This window comes from Pseudomonas promysalinigenes, from assembly GCF_014269025.2.
GTDB lineage: Bacteria > Pseudomonadota > Gammaproteobacteria > Pseudomonadales > Pseudomonadaceae > Aquipseudomonas > Aquipseudomonas promysalinigenes.
This window is the reverse complement of record NZ_CP077094.1, coordinates 4936368-4953940: the sequence shown is the minus strand read 5'-3', so window position 1 is coordinate 4953940 and position 17573 is coordinate 4936368. Positions and strand designations below refer to the sequence as shown.

General features: G+C 61.8%; 17 protein-coding genes. 6 read left to right on the top strand and 11 right to left on the bottom strand.

From position 1 onward, the window contains the following. Positions 1-132: 132 nt before the first annotated feature. Together HU725_RS22415 and HU725_RS22410 are read left to right on the top strand one after the other, a co-directional pair. Complete coding sequence (locus tag HU725_RS22415; RefSeq protein WP_060477246.1) at positions 133-438, top strand: HU family DNA-binding protein; 306 nt, start codon at positions 133-135, stop codon at positions 436-438. 144 nt (positions 439-582) lie between these two features. After that, the gene (locus HU725_RS22410; protein ID WP_060477245.1) at positions 583-954 is read left to right on the top strand and encodes a hypothetical protein; all 372 of its coding nucleotides are present in this window, start codon (positions 583-585) and stop codon (positions 952-954) included. 113 nt (positions 955-1067) lie between these two features. On the opposite strand, the gene HU725_RS22405 is transcribed toward HU725_RS22410, so the two are convergent. From HU725_RS22405 to exbB, 6 genes are all read right to left on the bottom strand, one after another. Further along, on the bottom strand, positions 1068-2471 hold the full coding sequence (locus HU725_RS22405; protein WP_186476161.1) for an aminoacyl-tRNA deacylase and HDOD domain-containing protein: 1404 nt from the start codon (positions 2469-2471) through the stop codon (positions 1068-1070). A 78-nt stretch (positions 2472-2549) separates the two neighbouring features. Continuing rightward, positions 2550-4628 (bottom strand): ATP-dependent DNA helicase RecG, encoded by a 2079-nt coding sequence (gene recG, locus HU725_RS22400; RefSeq protein WP_060477243.1) that lies wholly within the window; start codon positions 4626-4628, stop codon positions 2550-2552. A gap of 3 nt (positions 4629-4631) precedes the next feature. Next, on the bottom strand, positions 4632-5558 hold the full coding sequence (locus HU725_RS22395) for a hydrogen peroxide-inducible genes activator (RefSeq protein WP_060477242.1): 927 nt from the start codon (positions 5556-5558) through the stop codon (positions 4632-4634). Between the two features lie 95 nt (positions 5559-5653). Next, entirely contained in the window at positions 5654-6388 is a 735-nt protein-coding gene (locus tag HU725_RS22390; protein WP_186476162.1) for an energy transducer TonB, read from the bottom strand. After that, on the bottom strand, positions 6385-6813 hold the full coding sequence (exbD, locus tag HU725_RS22385; protein ID WP_060477240.1) for a TonB system transport protein ExbD: 429 nt from the start codon (positions 6811-6813) through the stop codon (positions 6385-6387). The genes HU725_RS22390 and exbD overlap by 4 nt, the downstream gene beginning before the upstream one ends. Positions 6814-6816: 3 nt before the next feature. Next, a complete protein-coding gene (gene exbB, locus HU725_RS22380) occupies positions 6817-7773 on the bottom strand; it encodes a tonB-system energizer ExbB (RefSeq protein WP_186476163.1) in 957 nt (318 codons plus the stop codon). 191 nt (positions 7774-7964) lie between these two features. Between exbB and HU725_RS22375 the strand changes: the two genes are divergently transcribed. Next, positions 7965-8822, top strand: a complete 858-nt coding sequence (locus tag HU725_RS22375) for an SDR family oxidoreductase (protein ID WP_186476164.1) — start codon at positions 7965-7967, stop codon at positions 8820-8822. A 37-nt stretch (positions 8823-8859) separates the two neighbouring features. Here the strand turns inward: HU725_RS22375 and HU725_RS22370 are convergent, their stop codons facing one another. The 5 genes from HU725_RS22370 to HU725_RS22350 all read right to left on the bottom strand — a co-directional run bounded on the left by HU725_RS22370 (position 8860) and on the right by HU725_RS22350 (position 13552). Further along, entirely contained in the window at positions 8860-9585 is a 726-nt protein-coding gene (locus HU725_RS22370; protein WP_186476165.1) for a hypothetical protein, read from the bottom strand. Positions 9586-9640: 55 nt separating this feature from the next. Then, positions 9641-10021 carry a RidA family protein gene (locus HU725_RS22365; protein WP_009684531.1) on the bottom strand — a complete coding sequence of 127 codons (381 nt, stop codon included), beginning with the start codon at positions 10019-10021 and terminating at the stop codon, positions 9641-9643. Positions 10022-10044: 23 nt separating this feature from the next. Next, the gene (gene spoT / locus HU725_RS22360) at positions 10045-12153 is read right to left on the bottom strand and encodes a bifunctional GTP diphosphokinase/guanosine-3',5'-bis pyrophosphate 3'-pyrophosphohydrolase (RefSeq protein ID WP_186476166.1); all 2109 of its coding nucleotides are present in this window, start codon (positions 12151-12153) and stop codon (positions 10045-10047) included. Between the two features lie 59 nt (positions 12154-12212). Further along, positions 12213-12476, bottom strand: coding sequence for a DNA-directed RNA polymerase subunit omega (gene rpoZ / locus HU725_RS22355; protein WP_016394025.1), 264 nt, complete (start codon positions 12474-12476; stop codon positions 12213-12215). A gap of 203 nt (positions 12477-12679) precedes the next feature. After that, positions 12680-13552 carry a LysR family transcriptional regulator gene (locus HU725_RS22350; protein WP_060477235.1) on the bottom strand — a complete coding sequence of 291 codons (873 nt, stop codon included), beginning with the start codon at positions 13550-13552 and terminating at the stop codon, positions 12680-12682. A gap of 206 nt (positions 13553-13758) precedes the next feature. Between HU725_RS22350 and HU725_RS22345 the strand changes: the two genes are divergently transcribed. The 3 genes from HU725_RS22345 (at position 13759) to HU725_RS22335 (ending at position 17558) form a co-directional block, all read left to right on the top strand. Beyond that, the gene (locus tag HU725_RS22345) at positions 13759-15141 is read left to right on the top strand and encodes a glutamine synthetase family protein (RefSeq protein WP_060477234.1); all 1383 of its coding nucleotides are present in this window, start codon (positions 13759-13761) and stop codon (positions 15139-15141) included. A gap of 4 nt (positions 15142-15145) precedes the next feature. After that, the gene (locus HU725_RS22340; RefSeq protein WP_060477233.1) at positions 15146-15901 is read left to right on the top strand and encodes a gamma-glutamyl-gamma-aminobutyrate hydrolase family protein; all 756 of its coding nucleotides are present in this window, start codon (positions 15146-15148) and stop codon (positions 15899-15901) included. Positions 15902-16019: 118 nt separating this feature from the next. Beyond that, positions 16020-17558 carry an APC family permease gene (locus tag HU725_RS22335; protein ID WP_186476167.1) on the top strand — a complete coding sequence of 513 codons (1539 nt, stop codon included), beginning with the start codon at positions 16020-16022 and terminating at the stop codon, positions 17556-17558. Positions 17559-17573 lie beyond the last annotated feature (15 nt).

Below are 17573 nucleotides of genomic sequence, written 5' to 3'. Positions count from 1 at the left end.
ATACTGGCGCGGCCTTGGCCGGCATGCCATTCTCAGTTGCGTCTGCCGCAGATTAGAGCCTGCGGTGCCTTGAACGCTGCTCCAATGGCAGCACGGCATAACAACAAGAAATTCCGTCAAAGAGGCTTCACTATGCGTAAACCAGAACTCGCCGCTGTCATTGCTGAAAAAGCCGACCTGACCAAGGAAAAGGCCAACCAGGTGCTGAACGCCATTCTCGACAGCATTACCGGTGCCTTAGACAAGGACACGGTCACCCTTGTCGGTTTCGGTACTTTTGAAAAACGTCACCGTGGCGCCCGCACTGGCAAGAACCCGCAAACCGGTGAACCGGTGAAGATCAAGGCCAGTAATACCGTTGCCTTCAAGCCTGGAAAAAACCTGCGCGACAGCGTTAATGCCCCCGCCAAGCCTGCCAAGCCTGCCAAGAAAAAGTGACTTGCGGCTGACCGTGCGTTGACCAGACGGGCGCCCAACGGCGCCCGTCATGCGTTCTCAGGGCTGATTGTTTCGAAATTGCATAATTGGTCCAGGAAAAGGATAGACTGCGCGCTTCAGTCATTTTTGAATCGAGGCGCGTTGATGAAGTTTCGCTTTCTTCTCTGGGCCATGGGGCTGTTGATGGCCAGGGCCAGCCGCAACAACCCAGCGTTTCAGCAGCAACTCAAGGGCAAGGACCTGGTATTCCAGATGCAGACGCTGGACGGCAAAGTAGCGCGGCACTTCATCGTCAGCGGCGAGCGTATCAGCAGCAAGGGTGGCAGCTACCCCCAGCCAGCCTTCGCCATCGCCTTCAAGGACGCAGCCTACGGCTTTGCCACTATGCAGGCCGGTAACAAACAGCTCGCGTTCATGCAGGGCATTCAAGACAAGAACATCCAGATCAAGGGCAATCCGGCGCTGGTGATGTGGTTTCAAGGGCTGATGAAATACCTGAAACCTAAGAAAAGCTGATCAACGACGACCTCGTACTCGGTGGAGCAACCTTGGTGGGCTACCCGCGATTGCGCCTGTGTTCGATCACAGTCCTCGCGGCTAAACCCACTCCAAAGGCGCCTGCGATGCCATCAGTGCGGAGCGTTGAGCTGCGAAGCCAGATCTCGTAGTAAAGCCTCAGCTTCAAGCACTTTGTTCACCACGTCGTCGGCCTTTTCCCGGCTAATGCCCAGGCGACTGAGCAGCTCATCCGGGATCTGTTCTTGCGGCCCCGAGCCTATACCGCGGGCACGCAACAGGCGGGTCGCCAGGCATACCAGGTTCGGATAGGCCGAGAACTCGCCGTCATAGGCCGGATCATGCTGAAACCGCAGCGCGGTGGACAGTTCTTCAGGCATGTCCCACAGCTTCATCAGCCAGGCGCCGATCTGCTCGCGGCTGATTCCCAGCAGATGCTGTTCCACGAAGGTGTGGTTCAGGTGAGGGTTGACCTCCAAATGCCGGCAAATCAGCGAGAAATGTGGCGGAAAGACGTGCGCCAGCAATAAATAGCCGAAGTTGTGCAGCAGCCCGGCGAGGTAGGTCAGGCCAGCCTCAGGGCGTTCGGTGCGGGGCATCGCACGGGTCAGGCCTTCGATGATGGCAGCGGTGTAGATCGACTGCTGCCAGTATGGCGTGGCCTGCTGCGGGTTGTCCTTGGGCAGGCTCAGGGTCTTGCCCAGAGCAAGGCCCAAGGCCAGGTTGATCACCAGGTCGAAACCCAGCACGCGGACGATGGCGTCCTCCACAGAGCGGATTTTGCCCGGCGACGCGTAGTAGGGCGAAGCGGCCCAGCTGACCACCTGGGCGGCCAGGGCTGGGTCGGTTTCAACTACACCGGTGATGTCGTCGATGCTGGCGTTAGGGTCGACCCGCAGTTTGATGATCTTTTGCGCGGTATCGGCCAATGGCGGGATTTCGATGGTTTCTTCCAGGCGCTTCTGAATGCGCCGGGCAGTGAATGCCTGGACAGCCTGGGTAATTTCCTTGGGGTCGTCATCCGGGCGGTCGAGGTTGGGGCGAATGTCGCGCACAGGTTGACCGAAGCTGCCGGCGCTAGCCTTGGCGAGCATTCGCTTGTAGTCGTCACGATGAATTTTCAGCAGCAAACCGGCTTCACCGGATTGAATCAGCAGGTATTGGGCGTCGAGCAATTTGCCTTCGTACAAGCACGGCGAGCTGGTCAGCGCCGGGATGGCCGGCAGAGCCTTGAGCTGGTGTTTGTCCAGCATCTGCTTCAGACGCGGCACGGGTACGGCCTTGAGTTTACGGCCTGTCAACTCTTCAAGACGGTTGAGGTCCAGCAGCTTGCTATGGGGGAACAGCACCAGCAATGCACCGATCTCGTCATCAAGAAGAATCGCCTGCACCCGAGACTCGGCCGGCAGCTCAGAGTGCTCAGGCACCTCTTCGAAGCCCACGCGAAGTTTTTCGAGCAACAGCCGGATAACAGACGGTGCGTGTGGGGTTGCGGTGTCCAAGGCAACTTCAGTCATGGTCTGTATCCACAATTTCTTTTAAACGCGAAGTATAACCAGTCTGGTGGCAAGACTGGATCCATTCTGGGACTGTCGTCACACTTGGCCATATTGCTGGCCATGGCGCAGCCATCGATCGAGCAACGGGCTGACATGGTCCGGCCAGCGAGCCAGTAGGGCTTGAGCCGCGTCGCGTACCGCAGGGAGCAGGTCGGCATCGCGCATTAGATCGGCTACCTTGAACTGCAACAGCCCAGTCTGGCGCGTGCCCAGCATCTCGCCGGGGCCCCGCAACTCCAGGTCTTTCTCGGCGATGATGAAGCCGTCGTTGGTTTCGCGCATGATGCCCAGGCGTTCCCGCCCGATCTGTGACAGCGGTGGGTGGTAAAGCAACACGCAGTGGCTGACCGCGCTGCCCCGGCCAACCCGGCCGCGCAGCTGGTGCAACTGAGCCAGGCCCAGGCGCTCGGGGTTCTCGATGATCATCAGGCTGGCATTGGGTACGTCGACGCCGACCTCGATCACCGTGGTGGCCACCAGCAATTGCAGTTCGCCCTGTTTGAACTGCGCCATGACCTCGGCCTTTTCGGCAGGTTTCATGCGGCCGTGAATCAGGCCCACGCGCAATTCGCCCAGTGCACTGCCCAGCTCTTCGAAGGTGCTCTCGGCCGCCTGGCAGGTGAGCTCTTCGGACTCTTCGATCAAGGTACACACCCAATAGGCCTGGCGCCCCTCGGCGCAGGCAGCGCGGACCCGTTCGACCACCTCGAAGCGGCGGCTATCGGCGACCAGCACGGTGTTGACGGGCGTGCGCCCTGGCGGCAGCTCGTCGAGGACCGAGGTGTCGAGGTCGGCGTAGGCGCTCATGGCCAAGGTGCGGGGGATCGGCGTTGCGGTCATGATCAGCTGGTGCGGGCACAGCTCGCCAGCCACGCCTTTCTTGCGCAGGGCCAGGCGTTGCTGCACACCGAAGCGGTGCTGCTCGTCGATGATCGCCAGCGCCAGGTGCTTGAAGCGGACTTCTTCCTGAAACAGTGCGTGGGTGCCAACTACCATTGGCGCACCCCCGGCAATCTGCTCCAAGGCGCTGGCGCGGGCCTTGCCCTTGAGCTTGCCGGCCAGCCAGGCCACTTCGATGCCTAGCGGCTCCAGCCAGCGCTTGAAAGTGATGTAGTGCTGCTCGGCAAGGATTTCTGTAGGTGCCATCAGCGCCACCTGATAGCCGGCTTCCAGGGCCTGCAGTGCGGCAAGGGCAGCAACTACGGTCTTGCCGGCGCCGACATCGCCTTGCACCAGGCGCAACATGGGTTCGTGCTGGCTCAGGTCGTAGGCAATTTCTTTGGCCACTCGGTGCTGCGCTCCGGTCGGCTGAAAGCCCAGGTTGGCCAGGTATTGCGCCTGCAGGCGTTTGGCCGGGGGCAGCACTGGTGCACGCAGGCAACGCAGGCTTTCGCGAAGGCGTTGCTGCGACAACTGATGGGTCAGCAGTTCTTCGAAAGCCAGGCGGTGTTGGGCCCAGTGCTGGCCTTCGGCGAGCTCGTCAAGATCGGCGTCTGCCGGTGGGTTGTGCAGGTAGCGGATGGCATCGTCCAGTGGCGCCAGGTGGTAGTCGCGGGCCAACTCATCGGGCAGCCAATCGGGCAGGCTGCGCGGGCCGAGCATGGCCAGGCTCTGCTGGCAAAGCACCCGCAGGCGTTGCTGGGTAAGACCTTCGGTGGAGGGGTAGATCGGTGTCAGGGTCTGCTCGACCGGTGGCGGTGGCTCGTCGCCGTTGAGCGCTCGGTATTCGGGGTGGTAAATCTCAAGGCCCGAGGCGCCAGGGCGAGCTTCCCCATAGCAGCGCAGATGGGTACCGCGCTTGAGGCCTTCTTTCTGCGCATTGCTGAAGTGATAGAAGCGCAGGCTCAGCACACCGGTACCGTCACCCAAGCGCACCACCAGGCTGCGGCGCTTGCCCATGGTCACGTCAGCGCCGCTGACCACGCCCTCGATCACTGCGTCCTGGCCAGGCCGCAGTTGGCCGATGGGCACCACGCGGGTGCGGTCCTGGTAACGCAGGGGTAGGTGGAACAGCACATCCTGAAGGTTTTCCAGGCCCACCTTGGCGAGCTTTTCCGCCATGGCATCGCCTACGCCCTTGAGCGCCGTGACCGGAACCTTCGACAACTCCGTCATGAATCAGGCCGTTTGTTGCGCAGGTGATTTGGCCACCGAGCACAGGCGTATCGAGTCGGCGAGGATCTCGATGGCCTTGGGCCGGGGGAAGCTGGCGCGCCAGGCGATGGCTACGGTTCGGAAGGGTGCTGGCGCAGTCAACGGACGCACCTCGATGACCCCAGGTGCATAGTGATGGCTGTGCACGGCCGACAGCGGCAGGATCGAAACACCCAGCCCTGAGGCAACCATGTGGCGGATGGTTTCCAGCGAGCTGGATTCGACCGTGGTGTGCTTGGACCCTTCACCTCCTTTGTTCAGCGTCGGGCAGGCTTCCAGCACCTGGTCGCGGAAGCAGTGGCCCTCGCCGAGCAGCAGCAGGCTCTTGTCGTTGAGCAGGGCGGTGTCGATGGTCTTCTTGGCCGTCCAGGGATGGTCGGCGGGCATCAGCGCACAGAACGGTTCATCGTACAGCGGCAGGGTCAGCACATCGGCTTCGTTGAACGGCAAGGCGATGATAACTGCGTCCAGCTCGCCGTTGCGCAGCTTCTCGCGCAGTACATGGGTGAAGTTTTCTTCGATGTACAACGGCATCTGCGGTGCAACGCGATGCAACTGCGGGATCAGGTGCGGGAACAGATATGGGCCGACGGTATAGATGGCACCGACCTTGAGCGGCGCGGTGAGCTGATTCTTGCCGGCTTGAGCCAGTTCACGAATGCCCTGCGCCTGCTCCAGCACCTTTTGTGCCTGAGCCACGATGCTTTCGCCGACCGGGGTAAGGCGCACGGCGCTTTTGCTGCGCTCGAAAATCAGTACACCAAGCTCGTCCTCGAGCTTTTTCACGCCAACCGACAGGGTGGGTTGGCTGACGTGGCAGCGCTCGGCGGCATGGCCGAAGTGCTGCTCCTGAGCGAGCGTGACGATGTAGCGTAATTCTGTGAGGGTCATAACGTGCGTCCATGAAGTTGCGAGCCCAGCATAGCGGCTGCAATCGATAGACGCACGTTATCAGAGTTGCCGGTTTGTGACAGAAACAAAAAATATCAGCGGCGGTCCAGTGAGTAGACGAATGGTGCGACTACTTCAATGGTGCCGTTGGTCAGCAACTCGGCCGGTGGCTTGGGCACCGTGCCAGCTCGGCGGATCATTTCCAACGTCGCCCGGTCCAGTGATGCGCTACCAGAACCGCCTGCCAGGGTGTACGACACCACCTTGCCCTCGGCGTCGACCACGAAACGCAAGCGGTTGATACCTTGCAGGCCGCGGCGGCGAGCGTCTTCGGGGTAGCGCTTGTACTTGGCCAGATGGCGCAGCAGGTCGCTCTGCCAGGTCGGCAGCGCTTTACTGTTGGCGGCGATGCTGGGGGCCGGTGCTGCCGATTTTTGCGGTGGCGTGTTGCTTGGCGGCGTGTCGGCTACCTGCTCTTTGGCCGGTGGCTCATCCTTTGGCGGCTCAGGCTTCTTCACAGGCTTGGGCGGCTGAGGCTTGGGCTTTGGCTTGACCGGCTTGGCGACGGCGATCTTCGGTTTGGGCGCCTCGGCCACCTTCGGCAGTGGCGGTTCTTCGACCGGTGCCGGTGGCTGCGGGGCGGCTTTCGGAGGGGGCGGTGGCGCAGGCTCAGGCAGCGGCGCCAGCTCGACCATCATCGCTGCCGGTGGCAGTTCGATGGCCTGGGGCACCGACCAGTTGAGCGTCAGCAGCACGGCGACCACGTGCACACCCAGCACGATCGCCAGGCTGACAGCGTAGCGCGCCACGTTTGAGCGCGGTTTCGTCATTTCTTGGCTGCCGTCTCGAGACCTACCAGACCGACCTTGAGGTAGCCGGCCGCGCGCAGGTTGTTCATCACTTCCATCAGGTCACCGTAATCCACGCCCTTGTCGGCCTGGAAGAAGATGGTGGTTTCCTTGTCGCCCTTGGTCTTGGCGTCGAGCATCGGGCCAAGCTGTGCCGGAGCGAGCACCTGATCGTCGCCGATATACAGCTTCTGGTCGGCCTTGACGCTGACGAACACCGGTTTCTCGGGCCGTGGCGCCGGCTTAGCGGTCGATGCCGGTAGGTCGACCTTGATGTCCACCGTGGCCAAGGGCGCTGCAACCATGAAGATGATCAGCAGCACCAGCATCACGTCGATGAACGGCGTTACGTTGATTTCGTGGTTTTCGGCGAGGTCGTCGCCACCTTCGTTCAGATGCAGGCCCATGGCTTACCCCACTTTCACCATGTGCGGGGCGGCGCGCTCGCTGCCTTGGTGGTCCAGGTCGCGGCTGACCAGCAGCAGCACCTGGGCAGAGGCGTCGGACACCTGCGCCTTGTAGCCAGCGATGGAACGGGCGAAGACGTTGTAAATGACCACTGCCGGAATCGCTGCGACCAGGCCCAGGGCGGTAGCCAGCAGGGCTTCGGCGATACCTGGGGCAACCACGGCCAGGTTGGTGGTCTGGGTTTTGGCGATGCCGATGAAGCTGTTCATGATGCCCCATACGGTACCGAACAGGCCCACGAATGGCGCGGTAGACCCGATGGTGGCAAGCACGCCGGTGCCGCTGCTCATGGCCCGGCCGCTGGCCGCTACCAGGCGCTCCAGACGGAAGCTGACGCGCTCTTTGATGCCTTCCTTCTCGCGGGTGTTGGCCGACAAACGCATCTCTTCGAGAGCGTCATGGACCAGGGTATGGGCCAGGGTGCCTTCTTTATTGGAGACATCGCTGGCTTCTTTGAGGCTGACCGACTTCTTCAACGCAGCGATTTCGCCACGCAAGCGGCGCTTGGCGCCCATTAGCTCGAAGCCCTTGGCGATCCAGATGGTCCAGGTGATGATCGAAGCGATGGCCAAGCCGATCATCACGATCTTCACGACGATATCGGCGTTCTTGTACATGCCCCATGGCGAAAGGTCGTGAGCCATGCCCAGCGAGGTATCTTCAACCAGCTGCTCCACGGCCGGGTCGGCGGCAGGTGCATTGGCCGCTGAGGTGGCCTGGCCTTCGGCGGCGGGCGCTGCCGGTGCTGCTGGAGCGGCTGCGGCTGCAGGCGTTGCGGCATTGGCGGCAGGCTCATCGGCCATGGCTACCGGGGCCAGCACCAGGCTGAACAGCAGCGCGGCAATGGCGCGCCAGGCGCGCGACGGGTTTGGCGAAGCGGAGGGTTGAGTACGTGTCATGCTAGCCGGACCTGATGAAGAAGAAAGTGTGTGTTCTCCAAGGCCTCGAGGTAGGCCGAGAACAGATAGGGGTGCCATTATTGCAAGTAATTCTTGTTAACAAAAGTAATATTGTTGCTTTATCAACCCGAGGTCTAGCCGTCTATCGTGTAATCCGGCTAGCCTGACCCTTTGCTTCAGGGAGTTTTTCGATGTCAGGCCTTAGCGCGCTTATCGTGGGATGTGGTGATGTAGGCGGCCGGTTGGCCTGCCAGCTGCTGGCCAAAGGCTGGCAGGTCAGCGGTCTGCGCCGCTCTGTCGGGCAGCTTCCAGCGGGCGTTGCACCGATTGCCGCCGACCTGTCGGACCCGAGCATCCCGCAGGCCTGGCCGCAGCATTCGCCGGACTATCTGGTCTATTGTGTAGCTGCCAGCCAGCATGACGAGGCGGGCTATCAGGCGGCCTACGTCGACGGCCTGCGCCATGTGCTGGCATGGCTTGCCCTGCGCGGCCAGCGCCCCCGCCGTCTGCTATTCGTCTCCAGCAGCAGTGTATTCGCTCAGAAGGACGGCCAATGGGTCGACGAATCGGCCGCCACCGAGCCTGAAGGCTATTCCGGCAAGGTTATGCTGCAGGCCGAGAGGGTGGCGCTGGCAAGTGGCATACCTGCCAGTGTGGTGCGCCTTACGGGTATCTACGGGCCGGGCCGCGAGTGGCTGCTGAGCCAGGTACGCCAAGGCTATCGGGTAGTCGAGCAGCCGCCGCTGTACGGTAATCGGATACATGCAGAAGATGCGGCAAGCCTGATGGCTTTTCTCTTGCAGGCCGATGCTGACGGCGTGGCGCTGGACGATTGCTACATCGGTGTCGACGACGACCCGGCGCCGCTGGCCGAAGTGGTGGGCTGGTTGCGGGCGTACCTTGGGGTCACCCAGTGGTCCGACGAACAGCGCGTGCGGCGTACCGGCAGCAAGCGCTGCAGCAACGCCCGAGCACGGGCGTTGGGTTGGGTGCCTGAGTATCCAAGCTACAAGGAAGGCTATGCAGCAATCCTGGCAGGCCAGCGCTGATCGATGAGCCAGCGCTGGCCCGGCTCAAGGTCGGGCGTTAGTCCCGTTCCAGCACCCACTGCTGCGCCCCTGGCGACAACTGCGGAATCTCATCTGCCTGGGCGGTATTGACTGCCTGGTAGATGGTCAGTTTGTTGCCGTCACGCTTGAAAATGAACGGCGCGCCGCGCTGGTTGCGCTCCAGCCACAGGCTATCGTTGCTGCCACCCATGCTGGCGCAGTCGCCGGCCAGGCACAGGGCGAAACGATCCGGGCCTGGCAGCCCGGTGACAGTGCCGGTATCGCTGAAGCGGACGATGCCGCCTTTGCCCTGGCCTTCGAGGACCTTCCAGTCACCACCGAGGTAGGCCTGGTAAAGCGCCTTCTCAAAGCTAGCGCCCAGTGGCGTGTTACCGGGCTGTTCGACGCGCACGAAGGTTTGTTCGGCACCGCTCTGGCTGGTGGCTTTGAGCTCGTCGCCATCGAGCTCTAGCTGTTCGGTCTGGCCGCCCTCGAAGCTCGCTTGCCAATTTTTCTGGTTGGCGCTGAGCTGGCCGTCAGCCGCCTCGAAGCCGTTGCTGTAGCTGGCCTGCTGATGCGCAACGTCAAGCTTCCATTCGAAGATCGGGCCGTTTTCGTTCAGTGCCTGGCGCAGGCTGCCGCCTTTGTTGGCGGCCTTGATGGCCTCCTGGTTGATCCAGGTACCGTTGAAGTCTTCAGGTTTGTGGCTGGCGCAGCCGCCCAGAAGCAGGGCTGCCAACGCGAGGGGCAGTGCTTGTCGCATGACGGGATAACCTTGCAAAAGAGAGTGACGGGCATGGCGCCCGTCACCAGGGGCGTCATTCGATGACCAGGATGGCATCCATTTCGACCTGGGCGCCTTTTGGCAGCGCGGCTACGCCGATGGCGGCGCGAGCGGGGTACGGCTGTTCGAAGTAGCGGCCCATGACTTCATTGACCTTGGCGAAGTGGCTCAGGTCGGTGAGGAAGATGTTCAGCTTGACGATGTCCTTGAACGAACCGCCTGCTGCTTCAGCCACGGCCTTGAGGTTTTCGAACACCTGCACGGTCTGGGCTTCGAAGCCCTCGACCAGTTCCATGGTCTTTGGGTCGAGGGGAATCTGCCCTGACATGTAGACAGTGTTGCCGGCCTTGATCGCCTGGGAGTAGGTGCCGATAGCGGCAGGGGCCTTGTCGCTGTTGATGACGGTCTTGCTCATGATGACTCCTTGCGGTTGGCGGACTACGTACGCATGCGGGTGATGCGGACCACGCCGGTCAAGGTACGCAGCTTCTTGATCACACGTGCCAGGTGCACACGATCATGCACGCTGACCACCAGTTGGACCACGCTGATACGGCCGTCGCGTTCGTCCATGCTGATCTTCTCGATGTTGCCGTCCGCCGCGTTGACGCTGCTGGCCAGCAAGGCAATCAGGCCGCGCTGGTGTTCAAGCTCGACACGCAGCTCGACGTTGAATTCGCCAGCGATGTCCTTGGCCCAGGAAAGCTGCACGCACTTTTCCGGGTTGTGGCGGATTTCACTGATATTGCGGCAGTTTTCCAGGTGCACGACCATGCCCTTGCCTGCAGACAGGTGGCCGACGATGGGGTCGCCCGGGATTGGTGTGCAGCACTTGGCATAGCTCAAGACCAGGCCTTCGGTGCCGCGAATGGCCAGCGGCCCTTCCGGCGCCGGCAGCTGTTCGCCTTCGGCAGAAAGCAGCCGGCGAGCGACCACGTAGGCCATGCGGTTGCCCAGGCCTATGTCTTCGAGCAGGTCTTCGATCAGCTCCAGGCGGTATTCGGCCAGAATGGCCTGGACGCGTTCCTGAGGGATTTTTTCAAGGCTGCTGTCGAAGCCGGTTAGCACTTTATTCAGCAGGCGCTCGCCAAGGCTGATCGACTCTGAACGGCGCTGTTGCTTGAGGGCATGGCGAATGTGTGTGCGCGCTTTGCCAGTGACCACGAAGTTGAGCCACGCCGGATTTGGCCGTGCGCCAGGGGCGCTGACGATTTCAACCGTCGAGCCGCTTTGCAGCGGTTCGGACAGTGGTGCCAGGCGGCGGTTGATGCGGCAGGCGATGCAGCTGTTGCCCACGTCGGTATGCACCGCGTAGGCGAAGTCGACGGCGGTGGAGCCCTTGGGCAGCTCCATAATCCGGCCTTTTGGCGTGAACACGTAGACCTCGTCCGGGAACAGGTCGATCTTCACGCTTTCGATGAATTCCAGCGAGTTGCCAGCGCGCTGCTGCAGCTCGAGGATGCCCTTGACCCACTGCCGGGCGCGGGCGTGGTTGCCCTTGGGCTGCTCGTCTGCGTTGGACTTGTACAGCCAGTGGGCAGCGATACCATTGTTGGCCATTTCTTCCATTTCGCGGGTGCGAATCTGAATTTCGATGGGCACCCCGTGCATGCCGAACAGCGTGGTATGCAACGACTGATAGCCGTTGGCCTTGGGAATCGCGATGTAATCCTTGAAGCGTCCGGGCAGCGGCTTGTACAGGTTGTGCACCGCGCCGAGCACACGGTAGCAGGTGTCTACCTTGTCGACGATGATGCGGAAGGCGTAAACGTCCATGATCTCGTTGAAGGCGCGGCGCTTGCCCCGCATCTTCTTGTAGATGCCGTAGAGGTGTTTCTGCCGGCCGCTGACCTCGCCTGCAATACCATCGGCTGCCAGGCAATTGGCCAGCGATTGCTCGATTTTGGCGACGATCTCTTTACGGTTGCCGCGCGCGCTTTTCACCGCCCGGTGAATCAGCGACGAACGCATCGGGTGCATGGCTTTGAAGCCAAGGTCCTCGAACTCCACGCGCACCGTATGCATGCCTAGACGGTTGGCGATGGGGGCGTAGATCTCGAGTGTTTCCTTGGCGATGCGCCGGCGTTTTTCCCCGGACAGCACTTCCAGAGTGCGCATGTTGTGCAGGCGGTCAGCGAGCTTGACCAGGATCACGCGTATATCGCGGGCCATGGCCATGGCCATCTTCTGGAAGTTCTCGGCCTGCGCCTCGGCTTTGGTCTCGAAGTTCATCTGGGTCAGTTTGCTGACCCCATCGACCAGCTCGGCCACAGTCTCGCCAAACTGCTGGCACAGAGCTTCTTTGGCGATACCAGTGTCTTCGATCACGTCGTGCAGCATGGCCGCCATCAGGCTCTGATGGTCCATGTGCATGTCGGCGAGGATGCTGGCCACTGCCAGCGGATGGGTCACGTAGGGCTCGCCGCTGCGGCGGCGCTGCCCGTCGTGGGCCTGTTCGGCGTAGAAATAGGCACGCCGGACCAGGTTGACCTGTTCAGGCCCAAGATAGGTCGACAGCCGTTCGGCTAAGGCTTCTATGCCTGGCATGGTTTCACCTCTTGCCGAGCAAGAGGGCCTTGTGCCGCGCGACGTCGACAGGGCATGGATCAGACAGCCTCGTTGGACTCGTCCTCGAACGCGGCGAAGACCGGATCCTCGGTGACGATCTCTTCTGCAGCGATGAACTCAGGGGTCACGATGCCTTCGGCGATTTCGCGCAGGGCGACCACGGTCGGTTTGTCGTTTTCCCATGCTACGCGTGGCTCTTTGCCGCCGGTAGCCAGTTGACGGGCACGCTTGGTCGAGAGCATGACCAGCTCAAAACGGTTATCCACGTGTTCCAGGCAGTCTTCAACAGTTACGCGGGCCATGGTCTTCCTCAGTAGCAAATGCGATAGGCGTGCAGCCCAATACGGGCAGGCGGACTCGATAGTTTAAAAAATCACCAGCCAATAGGGAAGCGCTGTTTTATCCAGACTCCCGCAAGCCGTTGATGTCATCGTACCCGTTGGGCGCAGGTTCAACCGCGAAAGGGCCGCAGCAGAGCTCTTCGATGCCTGTTCTGACGATAACCTCAGAGCATTGCATCCCGCAACAGCGGCGTCAGTTCTTCGAACAACGTCTGCACCGACCGGAGTGCCCGGCAGTCCGGGCGGGTCAGCAGCCACAGCTGGGTATCGCACCCTGGCAGCGCCCCGCTCAACGCATCCACCCCCGGTAAGGCATCGACCATATAGTCAGGCAGCGCTGCGACGCCTAACCCGGCGCTGACCAACTGGGCGATGGTCGACATGCCACTGCACTGGTAGCGCGGGCTTAACCCAGGATACTGCTGGTTGCGCCAGACCACGGTGGGGTGGTCCTGCATCGAATCGTCGGGGGCGATCCACGGCACGCTGCTGGGCGATTCATTCAAGCGCTCGCGCCATTGCGGCTGACCGCAAATCACATAGGAGGTCGAACCCAGGCAGCGCCCGACCAAATGTTCTGGCGGAGTGTTGGTCAGGCGCAGGGCGATGTCCGCGTCACGCCGGCTGAGGTTGGCGAAGGTGTTGGAGGTGCCCATCTCCAGCGACAACGCCGGGTAGTTCGGCATGAACACAGCCAGCGCGGGCAGTAGCAGGCTGTGCATCACCGCCTCGGTGCAGGTCAAGCGCACGGTGCCGCTGACCACTTGCTCACCGCTGGTCATGGCGATGCGCGCAGCCTCAAGCGCCTGCTCGGCGCGTTCGGCCTGTTCGGCCAGGGCCTGGGCCGTGTCGGTCGGCAGGTAGCCCTTGCGGCTTTTCACGAACAGCGCGGTGCCCAGTGCCGACTCCAGCCGACGGATCGAGCGGAACACCGTGGAAACGTCGACCTTGAGCAGTTCGGCGGCCTTTGCCAATGAGCGCCCGCGTTCCAGTGCCAGTACCAGGGAGAGGTCGGCGTGGGTGATTTGATATTGCATGGGTGCACGCTCTGCTTGCCGAAATGCCAATGTCTGTTGCGCTAGGGCCATTTTATAGTGAAACGGCCCCCGGGAATCAATGCGCCCGGTCGGGTCATCAATCCCCACGATGGGAAAGTGAAAAACAACAACAGCTGCAACCATCGTCGCCCGTGAGGCGCCAGCCGTACCCCCACATCGCCGCAGCAAATCATAGGATGTAAGCCATGACGTCGGTCACCCCGTGCGCCAGTACTTCCAGCGAGATGAATGACTTTCTTCAGGCCCATCCGGATACGCAGTACGTCGACCTGCTGATTTCCGACATGAACGGCGTGGTACGCGGCAAGCGCATCGAGCGCGCCAGCCTGCACAAGGTGTACGAAAAAGGCATCAACCTGCCGGCCTCGTTGTTCGCCCTCGACATCAACGGCTCGACTGTCGAAAGCACAGGCCTGGGCCTGGACATCGGCGATGCCGACCGCATCTGTTACCCAATTGCCGGCACGCTGTCGGACGAGCCGTGGCAAAAGCGCCCCACCGCCCAGTTGCTGATGACCATGCACGAACTCGACGGTGCGCCGTTCTTCGCCGACCCACGCGAAGTGCTGCGCCAGGTGGTGAGCAAGTTCGACGCCATGGGCCTGGATATCTGCGCCGCGTTCGAACTGGAGTTCTACCTGATCGATCAGGACAACCTCAACGGCCGCCCGCAACCGCCGCGCTCGCCCATCTCGGGCAAGCGCCCGCAGTCGACTCAGGTGTACCTGATCGACGACCTCGACGAATACGCCGACTGCCTTCAGGACATGCTCGAAGCCGCCAAGGAGCAAGGGCTGCCGGCTGACGCCATCGTCAAGGAAAGTGCCCCGGCGCAATTTGAGGTCAACCTGCATCACGTCGCCGACCCATTGAAAGCCTGCGATTATGCGATCCTGCTCAAGCGGCTGATCAAGAACGTCGCCTACGACCATGAAATGGACACCACATTCATGGCCAAGCCCTATCCGGGCCAGGCGGGCAACGGTTTGCACGTGCACATCTCGCTGCTGGACAAGAAAACCGGCAAGAACATCTTCGCCCATGAAGACCCGCTGCAAAGCGATGCCCTGCGCCATGCCATCGGCGGGGTGCTCGAGACCATGCCAGCGTCGATGGCCTTTCTATGCCCGAACATCAACTCCTACCGCCGCTTCGGCGCGCAGTTCTACGTGCCGAACGCGCCAAGCTGGGGCCTGGACAACCGCACCGTAGCCGTTCGCGTTCCCACCGATAGCAGCGAGAACGTTCGCATCGAGCACCGTGTCGCAGGCGCTGATGCCAACCCCTATCTGATGCTGGCGGCCATCCTAGCCGGTATCCATCACGGTTTGACCAGCAAGGTCGAGCCCGGCCCCCCCATCGAAGGCAACTCCTACGAGCAACTGGAGCAGAGCCTGCCGAACAACCTGCGCGATGCCTTGCGCGCGCTGGATGACAGTGAAGTGCTCAACCAATACATCAGCCCGGACTACATTGATATCTTCGTGGCCTGCAAGGAAAGTGAGCTGGCCGAGTTCGAAGTTTCGATTTCCGACCTCGAGTACAACTGGTACCTGCACACGGTGTAAGCCCATGAGCGCAATTGCGGTCCCTTTGATCGGTATCAGCGCCTGCCGCCAGCAGGTGGGGAAGAACTCGTCGCATACGGTAGGTGACAAGTATGTCGAGGCAGCGGGCTTCGCCGGGTTGCCGCTGATTCTGCCGGCCCGTGATGGTGGCAGCGACAGCCAGGCCTTGCTGGCCCGGCTCGACGGCATTGTTTTCACCGGCTCGCCTTCTAATATCGAGCCGCATCATTACAATGGCCCCGCCAGCGCCGATGGCACACGTCACGACGTTGCCCGTGACCGCCTGACCTTGCCGTTGCTGCAGGCAGCAATTGCAGCAGGCGTGCCGGTGTTTTGCATCTGCCGTGGCTTCCAGGAATTGAACGTAGCCCTGGGCGGCAGCCTGCACCAACGCGTGCAGGAACTGCCCGGCTACCTGGACCATCGCGAACCTGAGGATGCGCCCCTGCAGGTGCAATACGGTCCTCGCCACCCTGTCAGCGTCGAACCTGGCGGGTTGTTCGAGCGCCTGGGCCTGGCTGCACAGTTTGAGGTCAACTCGCTGCACAGCCAGGGCATCGACCGCTTGGCCCCAGGCCTGCGGATCGAGGCACGGGCACCGGATGGCCTGATCGAAGCGGTGTCCATGCCCGATGCGCCAGGCTTTGTGCTTGGCGTGCAATGGCACCCTGAATGGCGTTTCGCCGACAACCCGGTCTCCCGGCGTCTTTTCCAGGCGTTCCGCGAGGCCTGCATTGCCCATGCTGCACGAGGGGCCTGACCATCAGTCAGGTAAAAGTCCGGGATGACGCTCAACCGGCAGCGCGCTTTCAATGAGTGGAAGCAGGCCTTGGGAACGGGGCCTGTGAAAACAATTCCAATAGTTACGGCATAAACTCATGAGCAATTACACAGAAGCCGGCCGCCCACCCGATGTGGCCGACTCGGGCACCATTCAACGCAGCAAAGGGCTAGCCAAAGGCCGCCTTGGCCTGCTGGCCAGCGTGGTACTTGGCATTTCCACCATTGCGCCGGTCTACACCCTCACCGGCGCCCTTGGCCCAACCGTACGTGAGGTCGGTGCTCATCTTCCTGCCGTGTTCATCGTCGGTTTCCTGCCGATGTTGCTGGTTGCCTTGGGCTACCGGGAGCTCAATTCCGCCGAGCCGGACAGCGGCACTTCGTTTACCTGGTCGGCCCGGGCGTTCGGCCCGATGATCGGCTGGATCGGTGGCTGGGGGCTGGTGGTTGCCACTACCATCGTGTTGTCCAACCTGGCGGGGGTTGCCGTCGACTTTTTCTACCTGTTCCTTAGCCAGATCACTGGCCACCACGGCCTGGCAGCCTTGGCCGACAACCTGTTAGTCAACATCGCCACCTGTTGTGTGTTCATCGCACTGGCAGTGTGGATTTGCTGCCGCGGCATGGCCACCACCATGACCGTGCAGTACGGTTTGGTGGCGCTACAACTGTTGGTATTGCTTGGCTTCGCCTTCGCGGCCTTCGGCGGCGCTACCGCACCGCCACCGCTGGCCTTCGATTTCGCCTGGTTCAACCCGTTTGGCGTCGAGTCGTTCTCGGCGTTCGCTGCCGGGCTGTCATTGTCGATCTTTATTTTCTGGGGTTGGGACGTTTGCCTGACGGTCAGCGAAGAGTCGGTCGGCAGCGAAGAGGTGCCAGGCAAAGCAGCAACCTGGACAGTGCTGCTGATCCTTGGCCTATACCTGATCACCGCCATCGCCACGTTGCAGTTCGCCGGCATCAGCGAGCAGGGTCTGGGCCTGAATAACCCGCGCATCCAGGAAAACGTGTTTGCCCACCTGGCAGGCCCGGTGATGGGGCCGCTTGCGATTCTGATGTCGATCGCCGTGCTGGCCAGCACTGCAGCGTCGCTGCAGTCGACCTTCGTGTCGCCGGCCCGCACGTTGCTAGCCATGGGGTACTACGGCGCGGTGCCGCAGAAGTTCGCCAGCGTCTGCCCGCGTTCGCAGACCCCGCGTTATGCGACCATCTGTGCTGGCGTTGCGGCGGGGCTGTTCTACGTCACCATGCGCACCCTGAGCGAGAACGTGCTGGCCGATACCATCACAGCCCTGGGCATGATGATCTGCTTCTATTACTCACTCACGGCCTTTGCCTGTGTCTGGTACTTCCGCAGCAGCCTGTTCGGCAGCTTGCGCCACTTCTTCATGCGCGGCCTGTGCCCCCTGGTGGGCGGGGTGATCCTTTCGGTGATTTTCGTGCGGACAGTCATCGACAGCGCCTCACCGGAATTCGGCAGCGGCTCGCATGTGGCGGGGGTGGGCCTGGTGTTCGTGATCGCGGCGATCATCTCGGCGCTGGGGATCGTGCTGATGATGATCTCGCGGATGCGCGCACCGGCTTACTTCCTGGGCGCGACCTTGCGTCAGCAGGCCACGTTGCCATTGCCGGAATGAACGAAGGGGCCGCTA